A 19,768-nucleotide genomic window follows, 5' to 3' on the forward strand; every position below is an offset into this window, starting at 1 on the left:
ATGTCTTTACGCCCCTCAAAATCAGGGGCAAAGCGTAACCTCTTCTCACTACTGAAATCAAGTTTCGGGTTACGGGCTAACGCCCTCCGAGGTACGGGTTTCGGGCTAAAGCCCTCCGAGTTGCGAGGAGTGGGTACGAAAGATGTAACGCCCACTAAACTCCTCAAACCCCGTAGCGAAGCGTACCCGAACCCCGCCCCTGAATATTAAGTTGCGAGGCGTGGGTTTCAGGCTAAAACCTTCCGAGGTGCGAGAGATGTGCGCGGCAGTTACATCACCCACTAAACTCCTCGAACCCCGGAGCGAAGCGTACTCGCACCCCGCCCCTGAGAAGCGTTAGCTTTTCGTCTGCTGGATGTCGAAACTGAAGCTAGTGCTGCCCGTAATAGATAAGGTGAGTCGGCCGCTGTCTTTGATGGGGAGTTCACGGGTGATGAAATTCTTGAGTGAGTGCTCACCTAGGTTTTCACCATGGTTAATTGATTGGTGGAAATCGCCGCTTGTCCATTGACAATCTAAACCGGCGGGCAAGATGTCTATGGTGCCGCTTGGTAGGTCGGCAAGACCAAATAATGCGGGCACGGGGCCGCCTTCGGAGCACTCAATGCCGCGCTCAATGACGCCGAGCAGGTCTTTCATATCAGCGCTGAAATTCTTTAGGTGGCGCAGGTAATCGTGGAACAAGGCGCGTACCAGCATGGTCGTTGCGACGCTGCTGCCTGCCTCAGGGTGGACCTCATCGCTGTACTCACTGTTGCCTGAATCAATAATGTAAAACACGAATTGGCCGTTCATCAGCCAAGCATAATCAAACACCAAGGGCATGGCTTCGGTGGATTGCAATAAACGGTAGCTGCAGCGCCAACTGCCTTGACTGGTATCTTTATCAGGTAAAAGCGCGTGCAGAAGGTCGCGGGCGGCCGCTGGATTTTGCTGTAGATACTCTAGGTGCCAATGCAGCTCTTGCTCTTCGGGTAGCTCTCCACCGCCATCGACTCGAAACCATTGACTCGAGAAATCTTTGCCGTCAGCGATACTTGAATCACTCTCCTCAAGCACGGTCTCAACAGCATCACTCAAGTGCTTGTAGTTGCCAATTGGCTTAGGTAGGAAGTCTTTAATGCCATAGCGCAACGCCTTGGCCACATCGGACATTTCATCGGTGGCAGAAACAACGATAACCGGCATAGAAGGGTATTGTTGACTAACCTCTTCAACAAACTCAATGCCATCAAGAATGGGCATGGCGAGATCGCACAGCACCAAGTCGGGCTCGGTACTCTCTAATAGTTGCAGCCCCTCAAGACCATTTTCGGCCTCGACCACCTGATACCCGATCGCATGCAAGAACTGACGCGTGACCTGACGAAAAATTGCATCGTCGTCAATCACCATTATTTTCTTGGGAACAGGTTCATTGGCAGGCTGTGGGGCCACTCTTGGGCGAGTGTTTAACATTTGAACCTCACTACTGACGTGTATACCTAAAACACTGACAACTCACCCTGCTTGTAATTGTGGAACTCAATTTATACTTGGGGAGCACTACCTAACTGACCAAATATCAGCCAATACCTATAAAATAGTCAGAAAATTGGTTAACGGCAAGTCTGCAAGTGGTTGCCAGTACACGATATTGTGCCGTGCATACATCACGTTTTGCACATTTAGTTGATACACCTCAAATCATTGAGGGGTGGTTACTTATACATTTAACGTCATTGATTACTCTTTGCGTCGCTTTTATATGAAACTAGATGATCTTAACCTTTTCCGTCTCGTGGTGGAAAATGGGAGCTACACCGCAACATCACGTAAGACTATGATACCTGTTGCGACGATTACGCGACGTATCCAAGCACTTGAGGATTCGCTCAACCTGCGCTTACTCAATCGTCACGCACGTAAACTGTCGCTGACTGAGGCTGGAGCCCGCTTTTATGACGAGTGCTCGCCACTATTGAAATCGCTGTCCGATACGGCCGAGTCTTTATCTGATTCTTGCCGTGGCGCCGCCGGTCGAATTAAAATTGTCGCACCGTCTAACCTGACTCAACGCATGATCATGCCGCTATTTAATGCGTTCATGACCGCGTTTCCAGATATCAATATTGATCTCACTGCGACCAATCAGTTTGATCAGCTTGATCCCACCGAATGGGACGTGATCTTTCGTGTCGGTAGCCTGCGCGATTCGAGCCTGATTGCGCGTAAGATAGGATCGGTTGAGGATATTCTGGTCGCCAGCCCGCACTACCTTGCATCGAATCAGGCCCCGAATCATGCTGAGGAGCTCAGCGACCACTCAATCCTTAAAGGTCACCCTCTACTCAAATGGCAACTAAGTAACAGCAGTGGTGAGAGTGTCGTCAACCTCGATAAAGGTCGCTTTGAAGCCGATTCATTGACCACGGTATGTACCGCTTGTCTCTCTGGCTTGGGTATCACGCTCGTGCCTGACGTAATGATCAAAGAGTACTTGGAATCTGGTCAGCTTGTGCGCGTATTGACTGATTGGAACTCGAACCAGCGTGATGTGTACATGCTCTATAACCACAAGGACCACTTACCAGATAAAGTGCGTCTGTTTATCGACTTTGTTATCCAGCACATGGAAATCCACGCGCGATAAGACTGCAATTTACGTCACCTCAAAAAGCCCTGCGCCGCTCTATGCAGGGCAATTTCCTTAGAGAAATTCGACAAAATTAGCCAGTGTGCGTTTTGGAGCTTTGACTGGTTCGCACTCGGGCGTACCAAGATAAAGAAAACCGACAATCTGATCCTCACCCTCCAGCTCAAACGCTTGGTGCACCAGCGGGTGGAACATCCACTTGCCAGAGCGCCACATTCCCTGAAATCCTTGTGCAACGGCCGCCATCTGCATAGCTTGCACAGCACAACCCGCCGAGAGGTGCTGCTCAAACGCGGGCACTTTTTCATGCGCTCTCACTTTAGCAATTACTGTGATCACCATCGGCGCGCGAAAAGGCGCACTTTTAACTTTGTCCAGCACGGCTTGCTCGCTGTTTTCAGCCTCTGCGGCCGCGAGGAGAATGTTAGACAGCTTGGTCAGTCCCTCACCTTGGGCAATAACAAATCGCCATGGCTGAATATTGCCGTGATCAGGCGCGCGCAACCCTGCTTGAATGATGTTCTCCAAGGCGATGCCCTCCGGCGCGGGCGCGGAGAGTTTTGCGACTGAACGTCGATTAAGAAGTAGTTCAAGAGCTTCCATTTTAGATTCCTTTCAACAGCTTGGGTCACCTGTCCGTTAACAGGATGAATTTGATGATAACCCTCTAAAAAACAAAAGGCGAGCTACTGCCCGCCTGTCGTATTTTTTTACCAGTGAGGATTAGTACGAAAAAGCCTAATAAAACGACTGCTCGTCGCCAGCACGGCTGACTAGACTGTCGCACGGCGCGTAACGGTCACCATACTTCTCGGCGAACTCATTCATCAGTGCAACCAGCTCTACCACCCCTATCTGATCCATGTAGCGAAACGGCCCGCCGAGGAAGGGGGGAAAGCCAATGCCGAAAATCGCGCCAATATCGCCATCACGAGCACTACGAATAATGCCCTCATCGAGGCAACGTACCGCTTCGTTGAGCATTGGTAGCACGCAGCGAAGCGCCATTTCATTCTCGGTGAGTTTAGTCTCGGGCTTGATCCCAAGTAACTTGTACACTGAACTATCAACCCCTTTCTTGTCGCCGTTTTTATAGGTGTAAAAGCCTTTCCCCGTTTTACGCCCCAAACGCTCATCACCGAGTAAGGTGTCAAACAGTTCAGGTCCCTTAAATCTTGGCCCAAGCTCCTCAACCATCACAGGCATGATCTTCGCTCCGATATCGACGCCAACCTCATCAAGTAACGTGATTGGGCCAACTGGAAAGCCAAAGTTGACCAGCGCCTCATCCAACTGCTCAATCGGCTCTCCTGCCAGGAGCAGGTTTGCCGCTTCATTCATATAGGGCGCGAGGATACGATTAACAAAAAAGCCAGCCCGGTCTTTGACAACGATTGGTGTTTTGCCCTGCTTTTTAGCGAAGTTCACCGCTGTTGTAATCGTCTTATCGGAAGTTCCATCATGAGGGATCACCTCAACCAACGGCATTTTCTCAACCGGACTGAAGTAATGCAGCCCAACGATGTTTTCTGGACGCGCCGCTTGGGCGGCAATCTGTTTAATGGGTAACGAAGAGGTGTTGGTAGCAAAAATGGTCTCAGGGCGTGCGTGCTGCTCGATATCTGCGACCATGGCTTGCTTGAGCTCCACGTCCTCAAATACCGCCTCAATCACCATATCGGCCTGTTTAAAGCGAGTAAAATCGATTCCGCCAGAGAGTTGCGCCATCTTGGCCTGCACCTGCGCCTTTGACAGAATGCGCCGCTCACGCTGCTTATTAAACAAATCAAAGTTGTAGCGCAGCGCGTTCACTACCCCATCGTTAGAGACATCCTTGATGCGCACCTGCACTTTCGCTTTGTTGATCGAAACGTGAGCGATACCCGCTCCCATCAGGCCGCCGCCTAGCACACCTACTTGTTTAATTGGCATTGGCGCCTCATCGCTGCCGAGATCTTTTTTCATCTCAGTGGTGGCAAAGAAGATTGAGCGCAACGCCTTTGACTCCGGTGTCATGACCAATTCACCAAAGCGCTTGGCTTCATACTCTAATCCCTTGGTCATGCCATTATCAAAACCATAGCGGACCACATCCAGTATCGCGCTTGTCGCCGGATAGTTACCTCGGGTTTTACTTTCGGTCTTCTTCGCTGCCTGCTCAAACACCATCTTGCGCCCAAACCCTGTGCCCGATACAAGTTTTTCTTTATTACTTGTCTTTGACGCCTTGCGCTTGCCCTTATCGACCATCTCCAGTGCCACCTGCTCGAGAATGCTCTGTGGCACACACGCATCTACGACCCCAAGCTTGGCCGCTTTTTTCGCTCTGAGCTGTTTACCGGTCAAGATCATGTCCAGGCTTGTCAGCAAACCTATCAGCTTGGGTAAACGTTGGGTCCCCCCAGAGCCAGGCAACAAACCAAGTTGGACTTCGGGCAGGCCAAGCCGAGTAATGTCAGCATCACTGCACACGCGATAATCACACGCCAGCGCCAGCTCAAGCCCGCCACCAAGGCAGGGACCGTGGATCATCGCTACCACCGGGTAATTAAGCTCAGCAAGCTGGTTGAATATCGTCTGCCCCGTTGTGGCGAGTGCTGTCGCCTCCTCTGCGCTGGTACACGCATCAAGCATGCGTACGTCAGCACCGGCAATAAAGTTATCCGGTTTACCCGATTGGATAATCAACCCTTTGAGATCGCCGTGTTCACTAAGCTCGTTAAACACCCCTTCCATCTCGCTGGCAAACGCCGCTTGCAGGGTGTTCATTTTTTCATTGGCGACATCGATGGTCAGCCGAGCAAGCTTTTGCTCATCAATTGTGAGTGAAAATGCCTTATCCGTGTTCATTATTCGACCTCCAATACCATCGCCGCGCCTAAACCACCTGCCGCACAGGCCGTGTTCAATGCCAAGCCACCCCCACGGCGCTTAAGTTCACGCAGCGTCTGGGTGATCATTCGCGCGCCTGTTGCCGCAAAGGGGTGACCATAAGCAATTGAGCCACCCAGAACATTGAACTTATCCATATCAATGTCACCAATGGCCGCTGCACGACCAAGGTTGTCTTTGGCAAATTTCTCGCTGGCAAACATTTTGACGTTGGAGAGCGCCTGCGCAGCAAAGGCTTCATGCATATCAATCAGGGTTAAATCAGACAGGGTTACCCCAGCTCGGTCTAGTGCGATAGGCGTTGCATAGGACGGTCCCATCAACATATCCTGCTCGACACCAATTGCGGCAAAACCGTACGAACGGATAAAACCCAGAATATCCAGCCCAAGCTCTTTAGCACGCCCCTCTCGCATCAGAAGCAGCGCAGCAGCGCCATCGGTCAAGGGCGTACTGTTCGCCGCAGTCACACTGCCATAGCGTCGGTCAAAGGCAGGTCTTAGTTTGGCGTAACCCTCTAAGCTCGAGTCAAAGCGAATATTGTTATCCTGATCGATCCACTGTTTATAAGGCTCTGGGAAAGCCGTCATGACCTCAGCTTGGATTTTCCCCTCTTGCCAAGCTTGAGCAGCGAGAGTGTGTGAGCGATGGGCAAAGGCATCCTGCTCTTCTCGCGTGATGGCATGCGATTTTGCCATCTGCTCTGCGGTTTGCCCCATTGATAATCCCGTTGAGTATTCCGCCACCGCAGGGGGAACGGGCACTAAGTCTTTTAAGGACAGCTTTTGCAGTAGTTTTAGTTTTTGCGGCAACGTTTTAGCTTTGCTGAGCGCAAGAAGATGGGAGGCCAGTTTTTTCGAGACACCGATAGGTAAAACTGAAGAAGAGTCTGCGCCACCAGCGATACCCACCTCAATCGTGCCCGCCATAATGCTTTCGGCGATATTCGCAGTGGCTTGAAAGCTGGTCGCGCACGCGCGAGTCACGCTATACGCATCGGTGTGGATGTTCATACCCGTGCCCAAAACTATCTCTCTCGCAATATTTGGCGCTGCTGGCATCTGCACCACCTGCCCAAACACTACTTGGTCAATCAAGACCGGATCGAGGTCAACCCGAGCGAGCATCTCACTAACCACCATTTTACCCAAATCAACAGCAGGTACGTCGGTAAACGCAGTACTCTGGCGGGCAAAAGGGGTACGAAGTCCTGATACAACGGCGATCCGCTCTCCGGATTGAGTTTGCAGCTTGAGCGGCTGCGAGGCGTGCGACTTGCCCATTAACATCTCCTTGTTGAGTAAAGGTCTGACCTCTACAGTGTAAGCAGGTTGTTAACGAAATAAAAACAAGCATTGAACAAACGTGATATTCACAACGAAATCAAAGTAGATAGCAGCGTCTATACTAAGATATGTAATGCAGCAGTTGGTGGAATAGCCAAGCGAGAAATGACAGGCAAAAAAAAACCACACAGTAACTGTGTGGTTGGAATCTATAAAACAATTAACAAACGCCAATTGTAAAATAATCAGTTTCCTGATTAGGAGAAAGTAAAGTCAGCCTTCAAAAGGAAGTGTCATCTTGCTCAACATGTCAGCTCAAAAGAACTAATTTAGCTCAGAAGAACTAACTAGATGACAGGATGTACTATAAAACGAATCAGGTATATTTTTTTGATGTAGATCAAGTTTTGGTTTAACTACCCCTTCAAATACAACTTTTAGGTAATGCTTGTGGCGATTATTGAATTTTTCGGAAAGAAAAAGTCCAGTGCCTCGGTCAATAGGGATATGGACAAGCAAAGAAAGTACGAAGCCCTTGTTAGGGCCTATCACAAGGATCTCTATCGTTACGCGTACTGGTTGTGCAAAGACCCAACCATCGCCGAGGATGTGGTCCAAGAAGCCTTCATGCGTGCATGGAAGTCGCTCGATAGTTTGCAAGACGACAAGGCTGCTAAATCATGGCTGATCACCATATTGCGCCGTGAGAATGCCCGTCGTTTCGAACGCAAGCAACTGGACTTGGTGGATATCGATGACTACGGTCAGGAGGCGAAAACCTCTGACGATGGTCATCACCAAACCCAGTGGCTACACGAGCAGATCATGCAGCTTGATGAGGAGTATCGTGAACCGCTTTATTTGCAGGTCGTGGGGGGTTTTAGTGGCGAAGAGATTGGCGACATTTTAGGATTAAACACCAATACGGTAATGACGCGCCTATTCCGAGCCCGAAATCAGTTGAAAGATAAAGTGGATGAATCCACATCGAACCGAGGTATGAGCAATGGATGAGTTAGAGTTTCGTCGCAGAGTTTTGACTGAGCCTAGTATTCGTGACGGAGAGATCATAGAAGCCACTCGTACTAACGAGAACAACGCCAAGTTCTTGGACGATGTGCTAACACTCGACAAACAGATCGCCGAGGCGATGAGTGTCGATGTGCCTGATGATCTCGCTGATCGTATCCTCCTCAATCAAGCTGTGACTGAGAATAATGTGGTGAAGCCAACCTTCACCCGCAGGATGATGTCGATGGCCGCCTCCGTGGCGTTTGTCGCCGGCCTACTTGCTGGCCAAGTCAATTGGGGCAATGTCGTTGTACCCGAAGCGCAGGCGAGCTTGGCATCAATCGCGATGGACCATGTGTATGAGGAAAAACCGTTTACCAGCCCTCTGAACGAGAACGCCAGCATCGAGCAACTCAATGTGAAGCTGATGCCATTTGATTTTCAGTTTGAGGGTGACTTCCCGTATCACGTGTATTACCTAAACCACTGTACGTTTGGCACTACTAATGCGCTGCATGCCGTGTTTGAGGGTGAGAAAGGCCGTGTGACCATGTTTGTCACCAACATGATGTCACAAGAGGCCCCAAGCTTCAGTGACGACAAAATGGAAGGTATGCTTGTTCCCGTTAATAACGAGGCAACCATGATTATCGTGGGCAACAAGGGTGAAAATGTCGCTAAAATTGCCGAAAACATAGAGTATATACTCAAACCCATGTAATTCTGGTAACCAAACCATCAATACGCCTCAGTCTCCAATCTGGGGCGTTTTTTTCTCACCTTTATAGAGTCAAAACTCTAAATAATGCCTTTTAACGGTCATTTCCTGTCAGATAGGCATTATTTCTGTGATTTTCTGCTAGTTTTATCCAATGGTCGGATTTCTATTTCCTATACTTGCGCTTAGGATTACGCCCCATATAGAGCATCCGCTCAATAAACTGCCCGATAGAGGCAATTTAGAAGGATAAATTAATGAAAAACATGCGTCTGTTTAAAAAATCAGTGGTCGCCGTAACGGTCGCCCTAGCCTCTCAACAAGCCGTTGCAGCAGGTTTCCAACTTAACGCACAATCTGCGACCGGCATCGGCCGCGCATTCGCCGGTGACGCAGTCATCGCCGACAACGCATCAGCAATGGCCCGCAACCCAGCAACTATGGCCCTTTTCGACGAAGTTTCTCTGTCTTTGGGTTTTGAGACTTTGATTACGGATATTGAAGCGAAGAACGTAAACTACCAAGGACTATTTGGTAGCGGTAACGAAAGCTATAACGATATTGGCGGTACTTCAGTCGCGCCTAACATCCACTTGATTGTCCCAGTAAATGATAAGTTTGCTTGGGGTGTTAATGTATATTCAAACTTTGGTACAAAAACCGAATTCGATGATAATTTATCTTGGTCCGAGTATGGCGGTCTAACTGACCTGGCAAGTGTAAACCTTGGTGTTTCCGGTTCTTATCGACTAAACGACCAGTGGAGTTTTGGCGCTGGATTAGATTTAATCTACGGTACCGGAAAACTAAGCAGGGTCGCGGGTGAAGGTATGGGCACAATCATCGACCCAGGCACGCCGGTTCTATGTCCAGGTGATGACCCTTGTGTAGTAGGCTTGCCTAAAGGAACCAGCTTGCTTGATGTAGACGCCAAAGGTTTTGGTGTTGGCTTCAATATTGGTACAGTCTACGAGTTAGATGAAAACAACCGATTTGGTCTTTCATATCGCTACAGCCCTGAAATCGAAGCTGAAGGCGACATTGAGTACCTAGGTAATTCTGACAGTAATGGCAAACTATATCTTCCTTTACCAGACATGGCAGAGTTTTCCGGTTACCATCGTATCCCTGATACCAAATTCGCAGCACACTATAGTGTACAGTGGATTGGCTGGCGCGCCTTTGATGAGTTAGAAGCTAAAATCAATGGTGAAAAAGTGGTCCTGAATGAGTATAACTGGCAGAATGGTTGGCATTACGCTATCGGTGGTACTTATTTCCTAAACCAAGACTGGACACTTCGTGCTGGTTACATGTACGACACAAGCGCACAGGGTGATACTAAGTCTGTATCTGTACCAGACTCAGATCGCCAATGGTTCTCTGCTGGCTTTACTTACAATATCGATAAGCAATCTAATGTTGATTTCGGCTTTACTTACCTAGTAGGTAAAGATGTTAAAGTAGAGGAAAATACTGAAAACCCATCCATTCCAGGTACCGATATTTCTTCAATCTCAGCTACTACACGCGCAAATGCAATCCTAGTCGGCCTACAATACAGCCGCTCATTCTAATCACTCCTGATTTAGAATACACAACACTTCAAAGGGTCGGTTCTCCGGCCCTTTTGCTTTTTCGCATTCCGCCAGGCAACACGTCATGTACAATTAAGCTCATTCGATGCCTCTCACCAAAGTGTGCTTACTATTAAACTCGATTCACGTTCAGTTACTAAGAACTATCACCACTAAAGTAGCAATAACACCTTAATCGCTAATCTAGCTACCACGCCACACCTACAGCGTTACTCAGTTGGTTACCCTGCTCCATGAACTCAACTCTCAAAAAAGCCCTCCGAAGAGATCACTTTTACCTTGAAGACACAAAACGACAGCGACAAAACTTCGTATTGATTCAACCGAGAGACCTAAACTCTCCATGTACAATTCCCACGTTTTACACGGGCTCTACAACAAGTACCCAACTCCTCGCTACCCGAAGCGCAGCGTCCTCGCACCTCGTACCTAGAAAAAGAAAACCCCGACACAAAGGCCGGGGTTTCAAATTTATCAGATAGATTCCGTGCTAGCGAAAACCTATCTCAGCACTTTATCCTACTTCGCGGATTAAGCTTCAGCTTTCTCTTTAGAAGCTTTAGCTGCTGGCGCTTTTGATGCTTCTTGGTCTGCTTTCTTCTTGATTACAGTAGTACCTTCGAAAGTTTCACCTTCAACGAAAGCCTTACCGTAGTAAGAAGACAGTAGAACTTCTTTCAGCTCAGAGATAAGTGGGTAGCGTGGGTTCGCACCAGTACACTGGTCATCGAACGCGTCTACAGATAGCTCATCTACTTGTGCTAGGAAGTCAGCTTCAGCAACACCTGCCGCTTGGATAGACATTGGGATGTCTAGGTTCGCTTTTAGCTCGTCCAACCATGCTAGAAGACGCTCGATCTTCTGCGCAGTACGGTCACCAGCTTGGCTTAGGCCTAGGTGGTCAGCAACCTCAGCGTAACGACGACGTGCTTGTGGACGGTCGTATTGAGAGAATGCAGTCTGCTTAGTTGGGTTGTCGTTCGCGTTGTAACGTACAACGTTCGAGATTAGTAGTGCGTTCGCCAGACCGTGTGGTAGGTGGAATGCATTACCAATTTTGTGTGCCATTGAGTGACAAACACCTAGGAACGCGTTCGCAAATGCGATACCAGCGATAGTTGCAGCGTTGTGTACTTTCTCACGAGCGATTGGGTCGTTAGCACCGTTCGCGTAGCTTGATGGTAGGTACTCTTTTAGCATCTTAAGTGCTTGTAGAGCTTGACCATCTGAGTACTCGTTCGCAAGAACAGATACGTAAGCTTCTAGAGCGTGAGTTACGGCATCGTAACCACCGAACGCTGTTAGAGACTTAGGCATGTTCATTACAAGGTTCGCATCAACGATTGCCATTTGAGGAGTTAGCTCGTAGTCCGCTAGTGGGTACTTAGCGCCAGTCTCGTCGTCTGTAACAACCGCGAATGGAGTAACTTCTGAACCAGTACCTGAAGTAGTAGTGATACATACAAGCTCAGCTTTTTGACCCATTTTAGGGAACTTGTAGATACGCTTACGGATGTCCATAAAGCGCATTGCTAGTTCTTCAAATGCAGTCTCTGGGTGCTCGTACATAACCCACATGATCTTAGCCGCATCCATCGGTGAACCACCGCCTAGCGCTAGGATTACGTCTGGTTGGAAGCTTTCCATTGCTGCCGCACCTTTCTTAACAACAGATAGCGTTGGATCCGCTTCTACGTCGAAGAAAGTTTGAACTTCAATGCCTTGAGCTTTCAGTAGCTGTACAACTTCGTCTGCGTAGCCGTTGTTGAATAGGAAACGGTCAGTTACTAGGAACGCACGCTTCTTGCCTTCTAGATCGCTCATTGCGATTGGCAGGCTGCCACGACGGAAGTAGATAGACTTAGGTAGTTTGTGCCACAACATGTTTTCAGCTCGCTTCGCTACAGTTTTCTTGTTGATTAGGTGCTTAGGACCTACGTTCTCAGAGATAGAGTTACCACCCCATGAACCACAACCTAGTGTTAGAGACGGTGCAACGTTGAAGTTGTATAGGTCACCGATACCACCGTGAGTTGTTGGGATGTTTACAAGAATACGTGCAGTCTTCATCTTGTCACCGAAGTAACGGATGCGGTCTGCGTTAACGTCTTGGTTAGTGTATAGGCCAGATGTGTGACCGATACCGCCGATTTCAACCATAGTTACTGCTTGAGCAACTGCGTCTTCGAAGTTGTCAGCGCGGAATAGACCTAGAGTTGGAGATAGTTTCTCGTGAGCAAACTCGTCGTCGTAAGAAACTTTGCCTAGACCTTCACCAACTAGAACTTTAGTGTCAGCTGGAACTTTAACACCCGCCATTTCAGCGATAGCTGGAGCAGGCTGACCTACGATTTTCGCGTTTAGTGCGCCATCGATAAGTAGTACTTTACGTACTTTGTCTGCTTCTGCTTTGCTTAGAACGTAAGCTTTGTGAGAAGCAAAACGTGCTTTCACTTCGTCGTATACTTCGTCAACAACGATTGCAGCCTGCTCAGAAGCACATACTACGCCGTTATCGAATGTCTTAGACATTAGGATAGAAGCAACAGCACGCTTGATGTCAGCTGTTTCGTCGATTACTACAGGAACGTTACCTGCACCTACACCGATTGCTGGCTTACCAGAAGAGTAAGCTGCTTTAACCATGCCTGGACCACCAGTTGCAAGGATAAGAGCGATGCCATCGTGCTTCATAAGAGCGTTTGAAAGCTCAACTGATGGCTGGTCAATCCAACCGATGATGTCTTTTGGTGCACCCGCTGCGATTGCTGCGTCTAGAACTAGCTTCGCTGCGTCGTTAGTTGAGTTCTTCGCACGTGGGTGTGGCGAGAAGATGATACCGTTACGAGTCTTCAGAGAGATTAGAGACTTGAAGATCGCAGTCGATGTTGGGTTAGTTGTTGGTACGATACCACAGATGATGCCTACAGGCTCTGCGATAGTCATAGTACCTAGGTTGTCGTCCTCTTCAAGAACGCCACAAGTTTGTTCGTCTTTGTACTTGTTGTAGATAAACTCAGAAGCGAAGTGGTTCTTGATTACTTTATCTTCAACAATACCCATACCTGACTCTTCTACCGCTTGTTGCGCTAGAGGAATACGTGCTTGGTTAGCTGCTAGAGAAGCTGCACGGAAAATTTTGTCTACTTGCTCTTGAGAGTAAGTAGCAAACTCCGCTTGCGCCGCTTTTACGCGGGCTACTAGAGCGTCTAGTTCAGCTAGGTTGGTAACAGGCATAGAAAAATCTCCTAAAAATAACAAAATGTAAAAGCTAATTTATTGAGCTTGCGATCAAACTCAGAATGCACCGCCCCCACGGAACATTCATCTGTAAGTCAGTAACTTACAAAACAGCAGGCTTAGTAAATTGCTTTCAGGATTGAGTATAATCTTTCACGATTTGAAAAAATATGACTCAGATCAGATTCCAAAAATTAATTAACCAATTAGTGGTAACTAGATCACCCAAAGCGACATAAGTTACTGAATTAAATAACATTAAAAACCGTACATTTGGCGAGCAAAAAACAGCCAGTTAAACTTTGCTATCAAAAAAGACAATAAAAGTATGAAAAAAACTTACACTTTTGTTGAATTTACTGACCTTAGCACATTTTCTACGTGCACAGCAGTACAAAGTTTGTTCAGTTTCCGCCCCTCGTTCAAAAATAGCCTACACTAACCGAGCTGCACACTATCTAACCAACCACCTGCAAAAAAGTGGTTACCAATTTGGTTTGACGCATAATTCACCAATATAAATTAGGTAGTTACAATTAATGTTGCTTTTCGCTCGAAATTTCAGACAAAAAGCCCTACATTAGCGGCGCTTTTAGGTCATCGCTATACAAGGAACACACAGCCATCATGCAAACTTTCGAAATCGCCATTTTTCTACAGTTCTTCTTGGGTCTCGTCGCCGCCGTGAACCCGGTGGGTATTATGCCGATCTTCGTTTCTCTGACCGGTCATATGACTTTGGAAGAAAAGCACAAAACGGCTAAGACCGCCAATATCGCGGTGGGCGTGATCCTGATCACCTCTTTACTTGCCGGTCAAGCATTGCTGGATATGTTCAGTATCTCGCTTGATTCATTCCGCATCGCGGGTGGTCTACTGCTATTGAGCATCGCCTTTACCATGATGAGCGGTAAGCTCGGTGAAGATAAACAGAATAAACAAGAGAAATCGGAGTACGTCAGTCGCGAGCAGATTGGCGTCGTGCCGCTGGCGATGCCTCTAATGGCAGGCCCAGGTGCGATCAGTTCAACGATTGTTTATGGCGCGCGCTACCCAAGCATGTTTGAAACGGTGGGTATCTTGATCACTGTAGTGGTGTTCTGCTTCTGCTCTTGGCTACTGTACCGCTCTGCCCCCCTGATCGTGCGCTTCTTGGGTCAAACGGGCATCAACGTGATTACACGTATCATGGGCCTGATCTTGGCGGCCCTTGGTATCGAGTTTATGGCCAATGGTTTGAGAAACCTTTTCCCTGGTTTGATGTAACTCCTGCCCTTCCCTACCATGTTGGCTCTCATCACAGCATGGTAGGGAAAACAAAAACTTGTTTTCATTCATACGCCTATCATAATAAGTAGACACTAGTTGCGCTGCGCATGGAAACAGCCATACTCAAGGCAGAATAGACTCGCTATGGAAAACAAGAAGCACCCGCTCAAAAACCATCTCTACACCATTATCTTTGGCACCCACACGCCTGCTGGGCGAGCATTCGATATTGGCTTAATTATTGCCATCCTACTCTCTCTAGTTGTCGTGATCGCTGAATCCATCCCAGAGGTTCACGCCATCTATGGTCCACCGCTGCATGCTATAGAGATTGCTTTTACCCTACTTTTCACCATTGAATATCTGGCGCGCTTGTATTGCTCGCCACAACGCTGGGCTTATGCACGGAGCTTCTATGGTATTATTGATTTGTTGGCCATCGTCCCTAGTTACCTCGCTCTAATGATCCCCGGCGCCTCTTATATGTTGGTGATCCGCCTGCTGCGCATCATGCGTATTTTCCGTGTGTTGCGCTTGGTACCGTTTTTACAAGACTCAAATATTTTGCTGCGCAGCCTGTTGATGGCCAAGCGTAAAGTGATGATCTTTTTCACCACCGTGGCTATCTTAGTCACCATTTTCGGCTCACTCATCTATGTAATAGAAGGCCCCGAGCACGGCTTTACCAGTATCCCCAAAAGCATCTACTGGGCAATCGTCACTATTACTACAGTCGGCTATGGCGATATCGTGCCGCAAACCGGCTTGGGCAAGACCATTGCTTCCCTCACTATGCTGCTTGGTTACTCTATCCTAGCCGTCCCGACTGGGATCATCACCGCAGAGCTGAATAATGAAATGAAATCACACCGCCAACTGGTCAAATGCCCCAACTGCTCAAAAGCCGGACACGAGTCGGAGGCGATGTATTGTAAGTATTGTGGGAGTGAACTGCCTTCACCTGATCAACGCATCACCAAATAAAGGGGCGAGGTTCGGGTACGCTTCGCTACGGGGTTCAAGGCGCATTGAGGGCGCTGTCGTTAGCGTGCTCCCCTCGCGGCTCGGAGGGCTTTTAGCCCGAAACCCGCTCCTCGAACCTAAAAAAAGCAGGCCGAAGCCTGCTTTTTATTATTTTTCTGCCAAAATAATACGCAGTGTGCGGCGTAGTGGCTCTGCGGCGCCCCATAGGAGTTGGTCACCAACTGTGAACGCGTTCAAGAAGTCGTCGCCCATTGACATCTTGCGTAGGCGGCCTACTGGGATGTCTAGGGTGCCGGTGACTTTTGCTGGAGTGAGTTCTTGAGCGGTAATATCGCGCTCGTTTGGAATCACTTTTACCCAGTCGTTGTGGGTGCCGATCATCTCTTCGATCTCATCCATTGGGATCGCTTGCTTAAGCTTGATGGTTAGTGCTTGAGCGTGACAGCGCATTGCGCCGATGCGCACACAGGTGCCATCGATTGGCACAGGTGAATCTTGTAGGCCAAGGATCTTGTTTGCTTCAACGCCCGCTTTCCACTCTTCCTTGCTTTGACCATTGTCGCGTTTGACGTCAATCCATGGGATCAGTGAGCCCGCTAGAGGAACGCCGAACTGGTCCACTGGGAAGCTCTCACCGCGCATGGTCTCTGCCACTTTCTTGTCGATGTCCAGAATAGAAGAAGCCGGGTCAGCAAGTTCAGTCGCCACTGACTGGTTGATGGTGCCCATTTGCGCAATCAGCTCGCGCATGTTTTTCGCGCCAGCGCCGGAGGCGGCCTGGTAGGTCATCGCGCTCATCCACTCAACATGGCCTTTCTCGTACAGACCACCCAGCGCCATCAGCATCAAGCTCACGGTACAGTTACCACCAACGAAGGTGTTGGTGCCTGAGTGAATACCTTGTTGGATTTGGCTTAGGTTAACAGGGTCAAGGGTAATGATTGAGTCACTCGCCATACGCAGTGTTGAGGCCGCATCAATCCAGTAGCCCTTCCAACCCGCTTGACGCAAGGCTGGGTAAACCTTCTCAGTGTAACCACCACCTTGACAGGTAATAACAGCATCCAATTGCTTAAGCGCATCGATATCAAACGCATCTTGCAGCATGCCTGCATCTTTACCAAAGTTTGGCGCTGGGATACCGACTTGTGAGGTACTAAAGAACACCGGCTCGATAACATCAAAATCGCGCTCTTCCACCATGCGTTGCATCAGGACAGAGCCCACCATACCACGCCAACCAACTAAACCTACTCTCATTCGCTTCCGCACTCCATGTCAAAAAGATCAAAAATAAAAAAAGGGAAACCTCATCTATAAAGATTTCCCTTATAAAGCGCAAGCTTTATTTAAAAAAAGGGCGCGAGGTGCGGGGACGGGCTTTGCCCTACGAGGTGCGAGGAATATCACGTAACAGGCAACATCATCATATTACTTTGACCAGTATAGTTAATTGCGCGTGCAGTTTACTCGCTCCCCGAAACGAAGTGTCCCCGCTCCTCGAACCTAGCCTTCACCGTCCTCGATAATCCTCAGCACTCTGAATCGTCTGGCGCAGATACAGTGCTAATAGTTCAAGATCTGTCTCTGTGATAGGATGGCCTTTTTTTAGGTTACTCTCTAGGTCAGAGGCAATATCACGTAGCGGCGTCGCACCGATACTGCCTGCAACACCTTTTAGGCTATGTACTAAGCGCAGAGCTGTGGGATCTTGTTGGCCGATGAGGGCTTGGATACGTTCGGCGTCGTCTTGGTGATCTTCGATAAACACATTGAGCAGCAATTCTACGGCGCTTTTGTCGCCGCTGACTGAATCGAGCATGTAGCCATAATTTATCGCACTGGTGCGCTCGGGGTTAACACTCACTGTTGGCTTGGGCGCAGGCGCGGGTGGTGCATCAGGCGTGTCACTTCGAGTGATTTGCTCGGTGCCGAGGTCGATAGCTGGGCCTGTTGCTAGGGCTGCTGACGGTGTGAAAGACATATTCGGCCTCCGATAAAGGGCAATCAATAAAGGCAGAAAGCCCACTGCGGCGAACAATATTCCTCCCACATAGATATGGTGATACAGCTCTTGTCGCATTTCGCTGATGGTCTTCGTTACCTCAAATTCGGCTAACTGCTCGACCCAATGCGCCCCTTGAGCATAAGCGCCGAGCGAATTTGAGCTGCGCGCGAGCAGACTTTGCACCTTAGTGCGCGCGTCATCGGGTAACTCGAGCGAGTCAACGTAGAGCGCATCCAACTTACGATACACCAACGAGTTGCCATCAAAGTCACTATATAAGGCAATAAAGGTCAAAGAGCCCAGTTCTGTCAGCACCTCAAACACCCTTGGCTCGCTGCGATACTCATCCATCGCCATCCCCAGCTCTTCCAGCAGGCGCACCATCTGGAGCTGATTGTCGCTGAGTTGTTCGACAAGATGAGTAAACCTATCAAGCAACAATATCAGCTGATTAACATCATGGAAGACAAAGTGGTTATCTTGACTAGCAAGGAGTTCAACTTGAGTTTCGTTGATCACCCGGGTGGAGATCGCCAGGTTATCAAGGTGGTTGGTTTGATAAGCCGGATTGACATTGAGCAAGCTACTGACCTGCTTGACCTCAGTATCGAGCTTCTCGAGTGTGGTGAGCACGTTGTATTCACTGCGCAGCCAAGAGAGCGCGGTGAAGGTCGCCACTACCCAAATAGTCAATGCGACAGTCCCTTTATTAAGCTTCATCCTTGTCCTTACACAATTGTGCACATAAATTGACGTTAAACCAAAAAAAAAGAGAGAGCAAACTTGCTCTCTCTTTTCTCGATCTTTATCCGTTCGACTGACGGGTTAACTGGTCTTTCAAGTTTGGCGGACAACCCTTGATGGTCAGAGTGTCGCTCTCTTGGTCGTAAAACACGCGCTCACCCAAAAGCAGGCTATCGAAACTGATATTTAGGCCGCCACCAGCGCCGACATATTTGGTCAGTTTGCGCACAGTGGTGCGATCGGCTGGGAAGCTCTCTTCCAACTCGTAGCCTTGCGCGCTGGTAAAGTCTTGGAAAGAGCTGCCTGTGTCCGTCGATGGCAGTTCACCCGAGAGCTCTTTTACATGGATCTCTTCGCCGGCTTTAAGCTGATCGTTACAGTAACTTGCCACCTGCTTCTTATACTCTGTCGTTTCTTGCTTATCGAGCTGAGCATCGGCACAGAAATCCTCAACCGCCTGCATCAATACTAGGTTCTGTTGCTTGCTGTCCAAGCCAACCTCTGCCTGCAGGAAATCAAGGAAGAAGTCCGCTACTTTACGCCCGACACGGCCTTTGATGTAGCTTAGGTAGCGGTTCGATTCTTTATCCGTATCGTAGGTTGATAAGTCAAGGCGCGCCGCGATATCCATCTTGTTGATATCAAGGTAGTCCGTCGCGCTGATATCCAAGCCTTCGGTTACCTTAAGGCTCTGGTTGGACGGTAAGATACCGATAAACAGGTAATCGGTCGCCAGAGATTGATACTCGGCAATGACAAAAATACCCTCATCAGCGAATGGGTACTTCGACAACTCTTGCTTTAGAGTTTGGCCACAACGCTGTGAAAACTCATAGAACGCCATCTCTCCTTTGCGGAAGGTATCCAGATTGAGCTGGAAATCGCTATCACTTTTAAATAGCCCAAACCCCTTACCTGGCTTAGCATTAAACGTACGGTGCAACTCCGCGACTAGGTTCTCACTCGTTTGGTCAAGCTCGAGTGCCTGTGGACGGTAGTTTACCACCAGTTCATCCTGATCATTTTTGGTCAGTTGATGCAAAATAATGTTAGAAAGCTGCAGACTCATAGGAATTGAAGTAATCTTGGTTCAGTTAGCGGGTCTAGTAGGGTATCATAAGTCGTTTTTACTAGCACATATAGAGTTACCATGCCTATTACATCTAAATACAGCGACGACCAAGTCGAACAAATCCTAGCAGAGGTTGCTGCGGTTCTTGAGAAACACAATGCAACACCAGAACTCTCTCTGATGATTGCAGGTAATATTGCAACCAATGTCTTAAATCAAAGCGTTGCCCCTTCACAGCGCAAGGCGATTGCTGATAAATTCGCCCAAGCTCTTGTTTCTTCTCTAGAAGATAAAGCTCACTAATAAGTTGG

15 protein-coding genes are annotated in these 19,768 nt (G+C 48.6%); 7 read left to right on the top strand and 8 right to left on the bottom strand.

The window, feature by feature from the left end; all coding sequences use genetic code 11:
* Positions 1-336: 336 nt before the first annotated feature.
* Positions 337-1,458 (bottom strand): response regulator, encoded by a 1,122-nt coding sequence (locus ACSTTG_RS07770; protein ID WP_438457810.1) that lies wholly within the window; start codon positions 1,456-1,458, stop codon positions 337-339.
* Between the two features lie 289 nt (positions 1,459-1,747).
* On the opposite strand from ACSTTG_RS07770, the gene ACSTTG_RS07775 reads away from it, so the two are divergent.
* Positions 1,748-2,632, top strand: coding sequence for a LysR family transcriptional regulator (locus ACSTTG_RS07775; RefSeq protein WP_438457809.1), 885 nt, complete (start codon positions 1,748-1,750; stop codon positions 2,630-2,632).
* Between the two features lie 57 nt (positions 2,633-2,689).
* Here the strand turns inward: ACSTTG_RS07775 and ACSTTG_RS07780 are convergent, their stop codons facing one another.
* The 3 genes from ACSTTG_RS07780 to fadI form a co-directional block, all read right to left on the bottom strand.
* Positions 2,690-3,238: an NAD(P)H nitroreductase gene (locus tag ACSTTG_RS07780; protein ID WP_438474360.1), complete on the bottom strand. Its 549-nt coding sequence runs from the start codon at positions 3,236-3,238 to the stop codon at positions 2,690-2,692.
* Between the two features lie 135 nt (positions 3,239-3,373).
* Positions 3,374-5,485, bottom strand: a complete 2,112-nt coding sequence (fadJ, locus tag ACSTTG_RS07785) for a fatty acid oxidation complex subunit alpha FadJ (protein ID WP_438474361.1) — start codon at positions 5,483-5,485, stop codon at positions 3,374-3,376.
* Positions 5,485-6,810 (bottom strand): acetyl-CoA C-acyltransferase FadI, encoded by a 1,326-nt coding sequence (gene fadI / locus ACSTTG_RS07790; protein WP_438474363.1) that lies wholly within the window; start codon positions 6,808-6,810, stop codon positions 5,485-5,487. The genes fadJ and fadI overlap by 1 nt, the downstream gene beginning before the upstream one ends.
* A 447-nt stretch (positions 6,811-7,257) precedes the next feature.
* On the opposite strand from fadI, the gene ACSTTG_RS07795 reads away from it, so the two are divergent.
* From ACSTTG_RS07795 to ACSTTG_RS07805, 3 genes are all read left to right on the top strand, one after another.
* Positions 7,258-7,827 carry a sigma-70 family RNA polymerase sigma factor gene (locus ACSTTG_RS07795; protein WP_438457805.1) on the top strand — a complete coding sequence of 190 codons (570 nt, stop codon included), beginning with the start codon at positions 7,258-7,260 and terminating at the stop codon, positions 7,825-7,827.
* The gene (locus ACSTTG_RS07800; protein ID WP_438457804.1) at positions 7,820-8,545 is read left to right on the top strand and encodes a DUF3379 family protein; all 726 of its coding nucleotides are present in this window, start codon (positions 7,820-7,822) and stop codon (positions 8,543-8,545) included. Before ACSTTG_RS07795 ends, ACSTTG_RS07800 begins: the two co-directional genes overlap by 8 nt.
* Before the next feature lie 254 nt (positions 8,546-8,799).
* Entirely contained in the window at positions 8,800-10,119 is a 1,320-nt protein-coding gene (locus ACSTTG_RS07805; protein WP_438474364.1) for an outer membrane protein transport protein, read from the top strand.
* Between the two features lie 552 nt (positions 10,120-10,671).
* On the opposite strand, the gene adhE is transcribed toward ACSTTG_RS07805, so the two are convergent.
* Positions 10,672-13,377 carry a bifunctional acetaldehyde-CoA/alcohol dehydrogenase gene (adhE, locus tag ACSTTG_RS07810; protein WP_438474365.1) on the bottom strand — a complete coding sequence of 902 codons (2,706 nt, stop codon included), beginning with the start codon at positions 13,375-13,377 and terminating at the stop codon, positions 10,672-10,674.
* 630 nt (positions 13,378-14,007) lie between these two features.
* Here adhE and ACSTTG_RS07815 point away from each other — a divergent pair.
* A complete protein-coding gene (locus ACSTTG_RS07815; protein ID WP_438457801.1) occupies positions 14,008-14,646 on the top strand; it encodes a YchE family NAAT transporter in 639 nt (212 codons plus the stop codon).
* A gap of 147 nt (positions 14,647-14,793) precedes the next feature.
* A complete protein-coding gene (locus tag ACSTTG_RS07820) occupies positions 14,794-15,633 on the top strand; it encodes an ion transporter (protein WP_438457800.1) in 840 nt (279 codons plus the stop codon).
* Between the two features lie 147 nt (positions 15,634-15,780).
* Here ACSTTG_RS07820 and asd read toward each other — a convergent pair whose 3' ends face one another.
* The 3 genes from asd to yejK all read right to left on the bottom strand — a co-directional run bounded on the left by asd (position 15,781) and on the right by yejK (position 19,454).
* Positions 15,781-16,893: an aspartate-semialdehyde dehydrogenase gene (gene asd / locus ACSTTG_RS07825; RefSeq protein ID WP_438474366.1), complete on the bottom strand. Its 1,113-nt coding sequence runs from the start codon at positions 16,891-16,893 to the stop codon at positions 15,781-15,783.
* A gap of 253 nt (positions 16,894-17,146) precedes the next feature.
* Positions 17,147-18,361, bottom strand: a complete 1,215-nt coding sequence (locus tag ACSTTG_RS07830) for an Hpt domain-containing protein (protein ID WP_438474367.1) — start codon at positions 18,359-18,361, stop codon at positions 17,147-17,149.
* Between the two features lie 85 nt (positions 18,362-18,446).
* Positions 18,447-19,454 (bottom strand): nucleoid-associated protein YejK, encoded by a 1,008-nt coding sequence (gene yejK / locus ACSTTG_RS07835; protein ID WP_438457797.1) that lies wholly within the window; start codon positions 19,452-19,454, stop codon positions 18,447-18,449.
* Positions 19,455-19,535: 81 nt separating this feature from the next.
* On the opposite strand from yejK, the gene ACSTTG_RS07840 reads away from it, so the two are divergent.
* The gene (locus ACSTTG_RS07840) at positions 19,536-19,760 is read left to right on the top strand and encodes a YejL family protein (RefSeq protein ID WP_438457796.1); all 225 of its coding nucleotides are present in this window, start codon (positions 19,536-19,538) and stop codon (positions 19,758-19,760) included.
* Positions 19,761-19,768 lie beyond the last annotated feature (8 nt).

Source organism: Vibrio glycogenivorans, assembly GCF_051660965.1.
Taxonomy (GTDB): domain Bacteria; phylum Pseudomonadota; class Gammaproteobacteria; order Enterobacterales; family Vibrionaceae; genus Vibrio.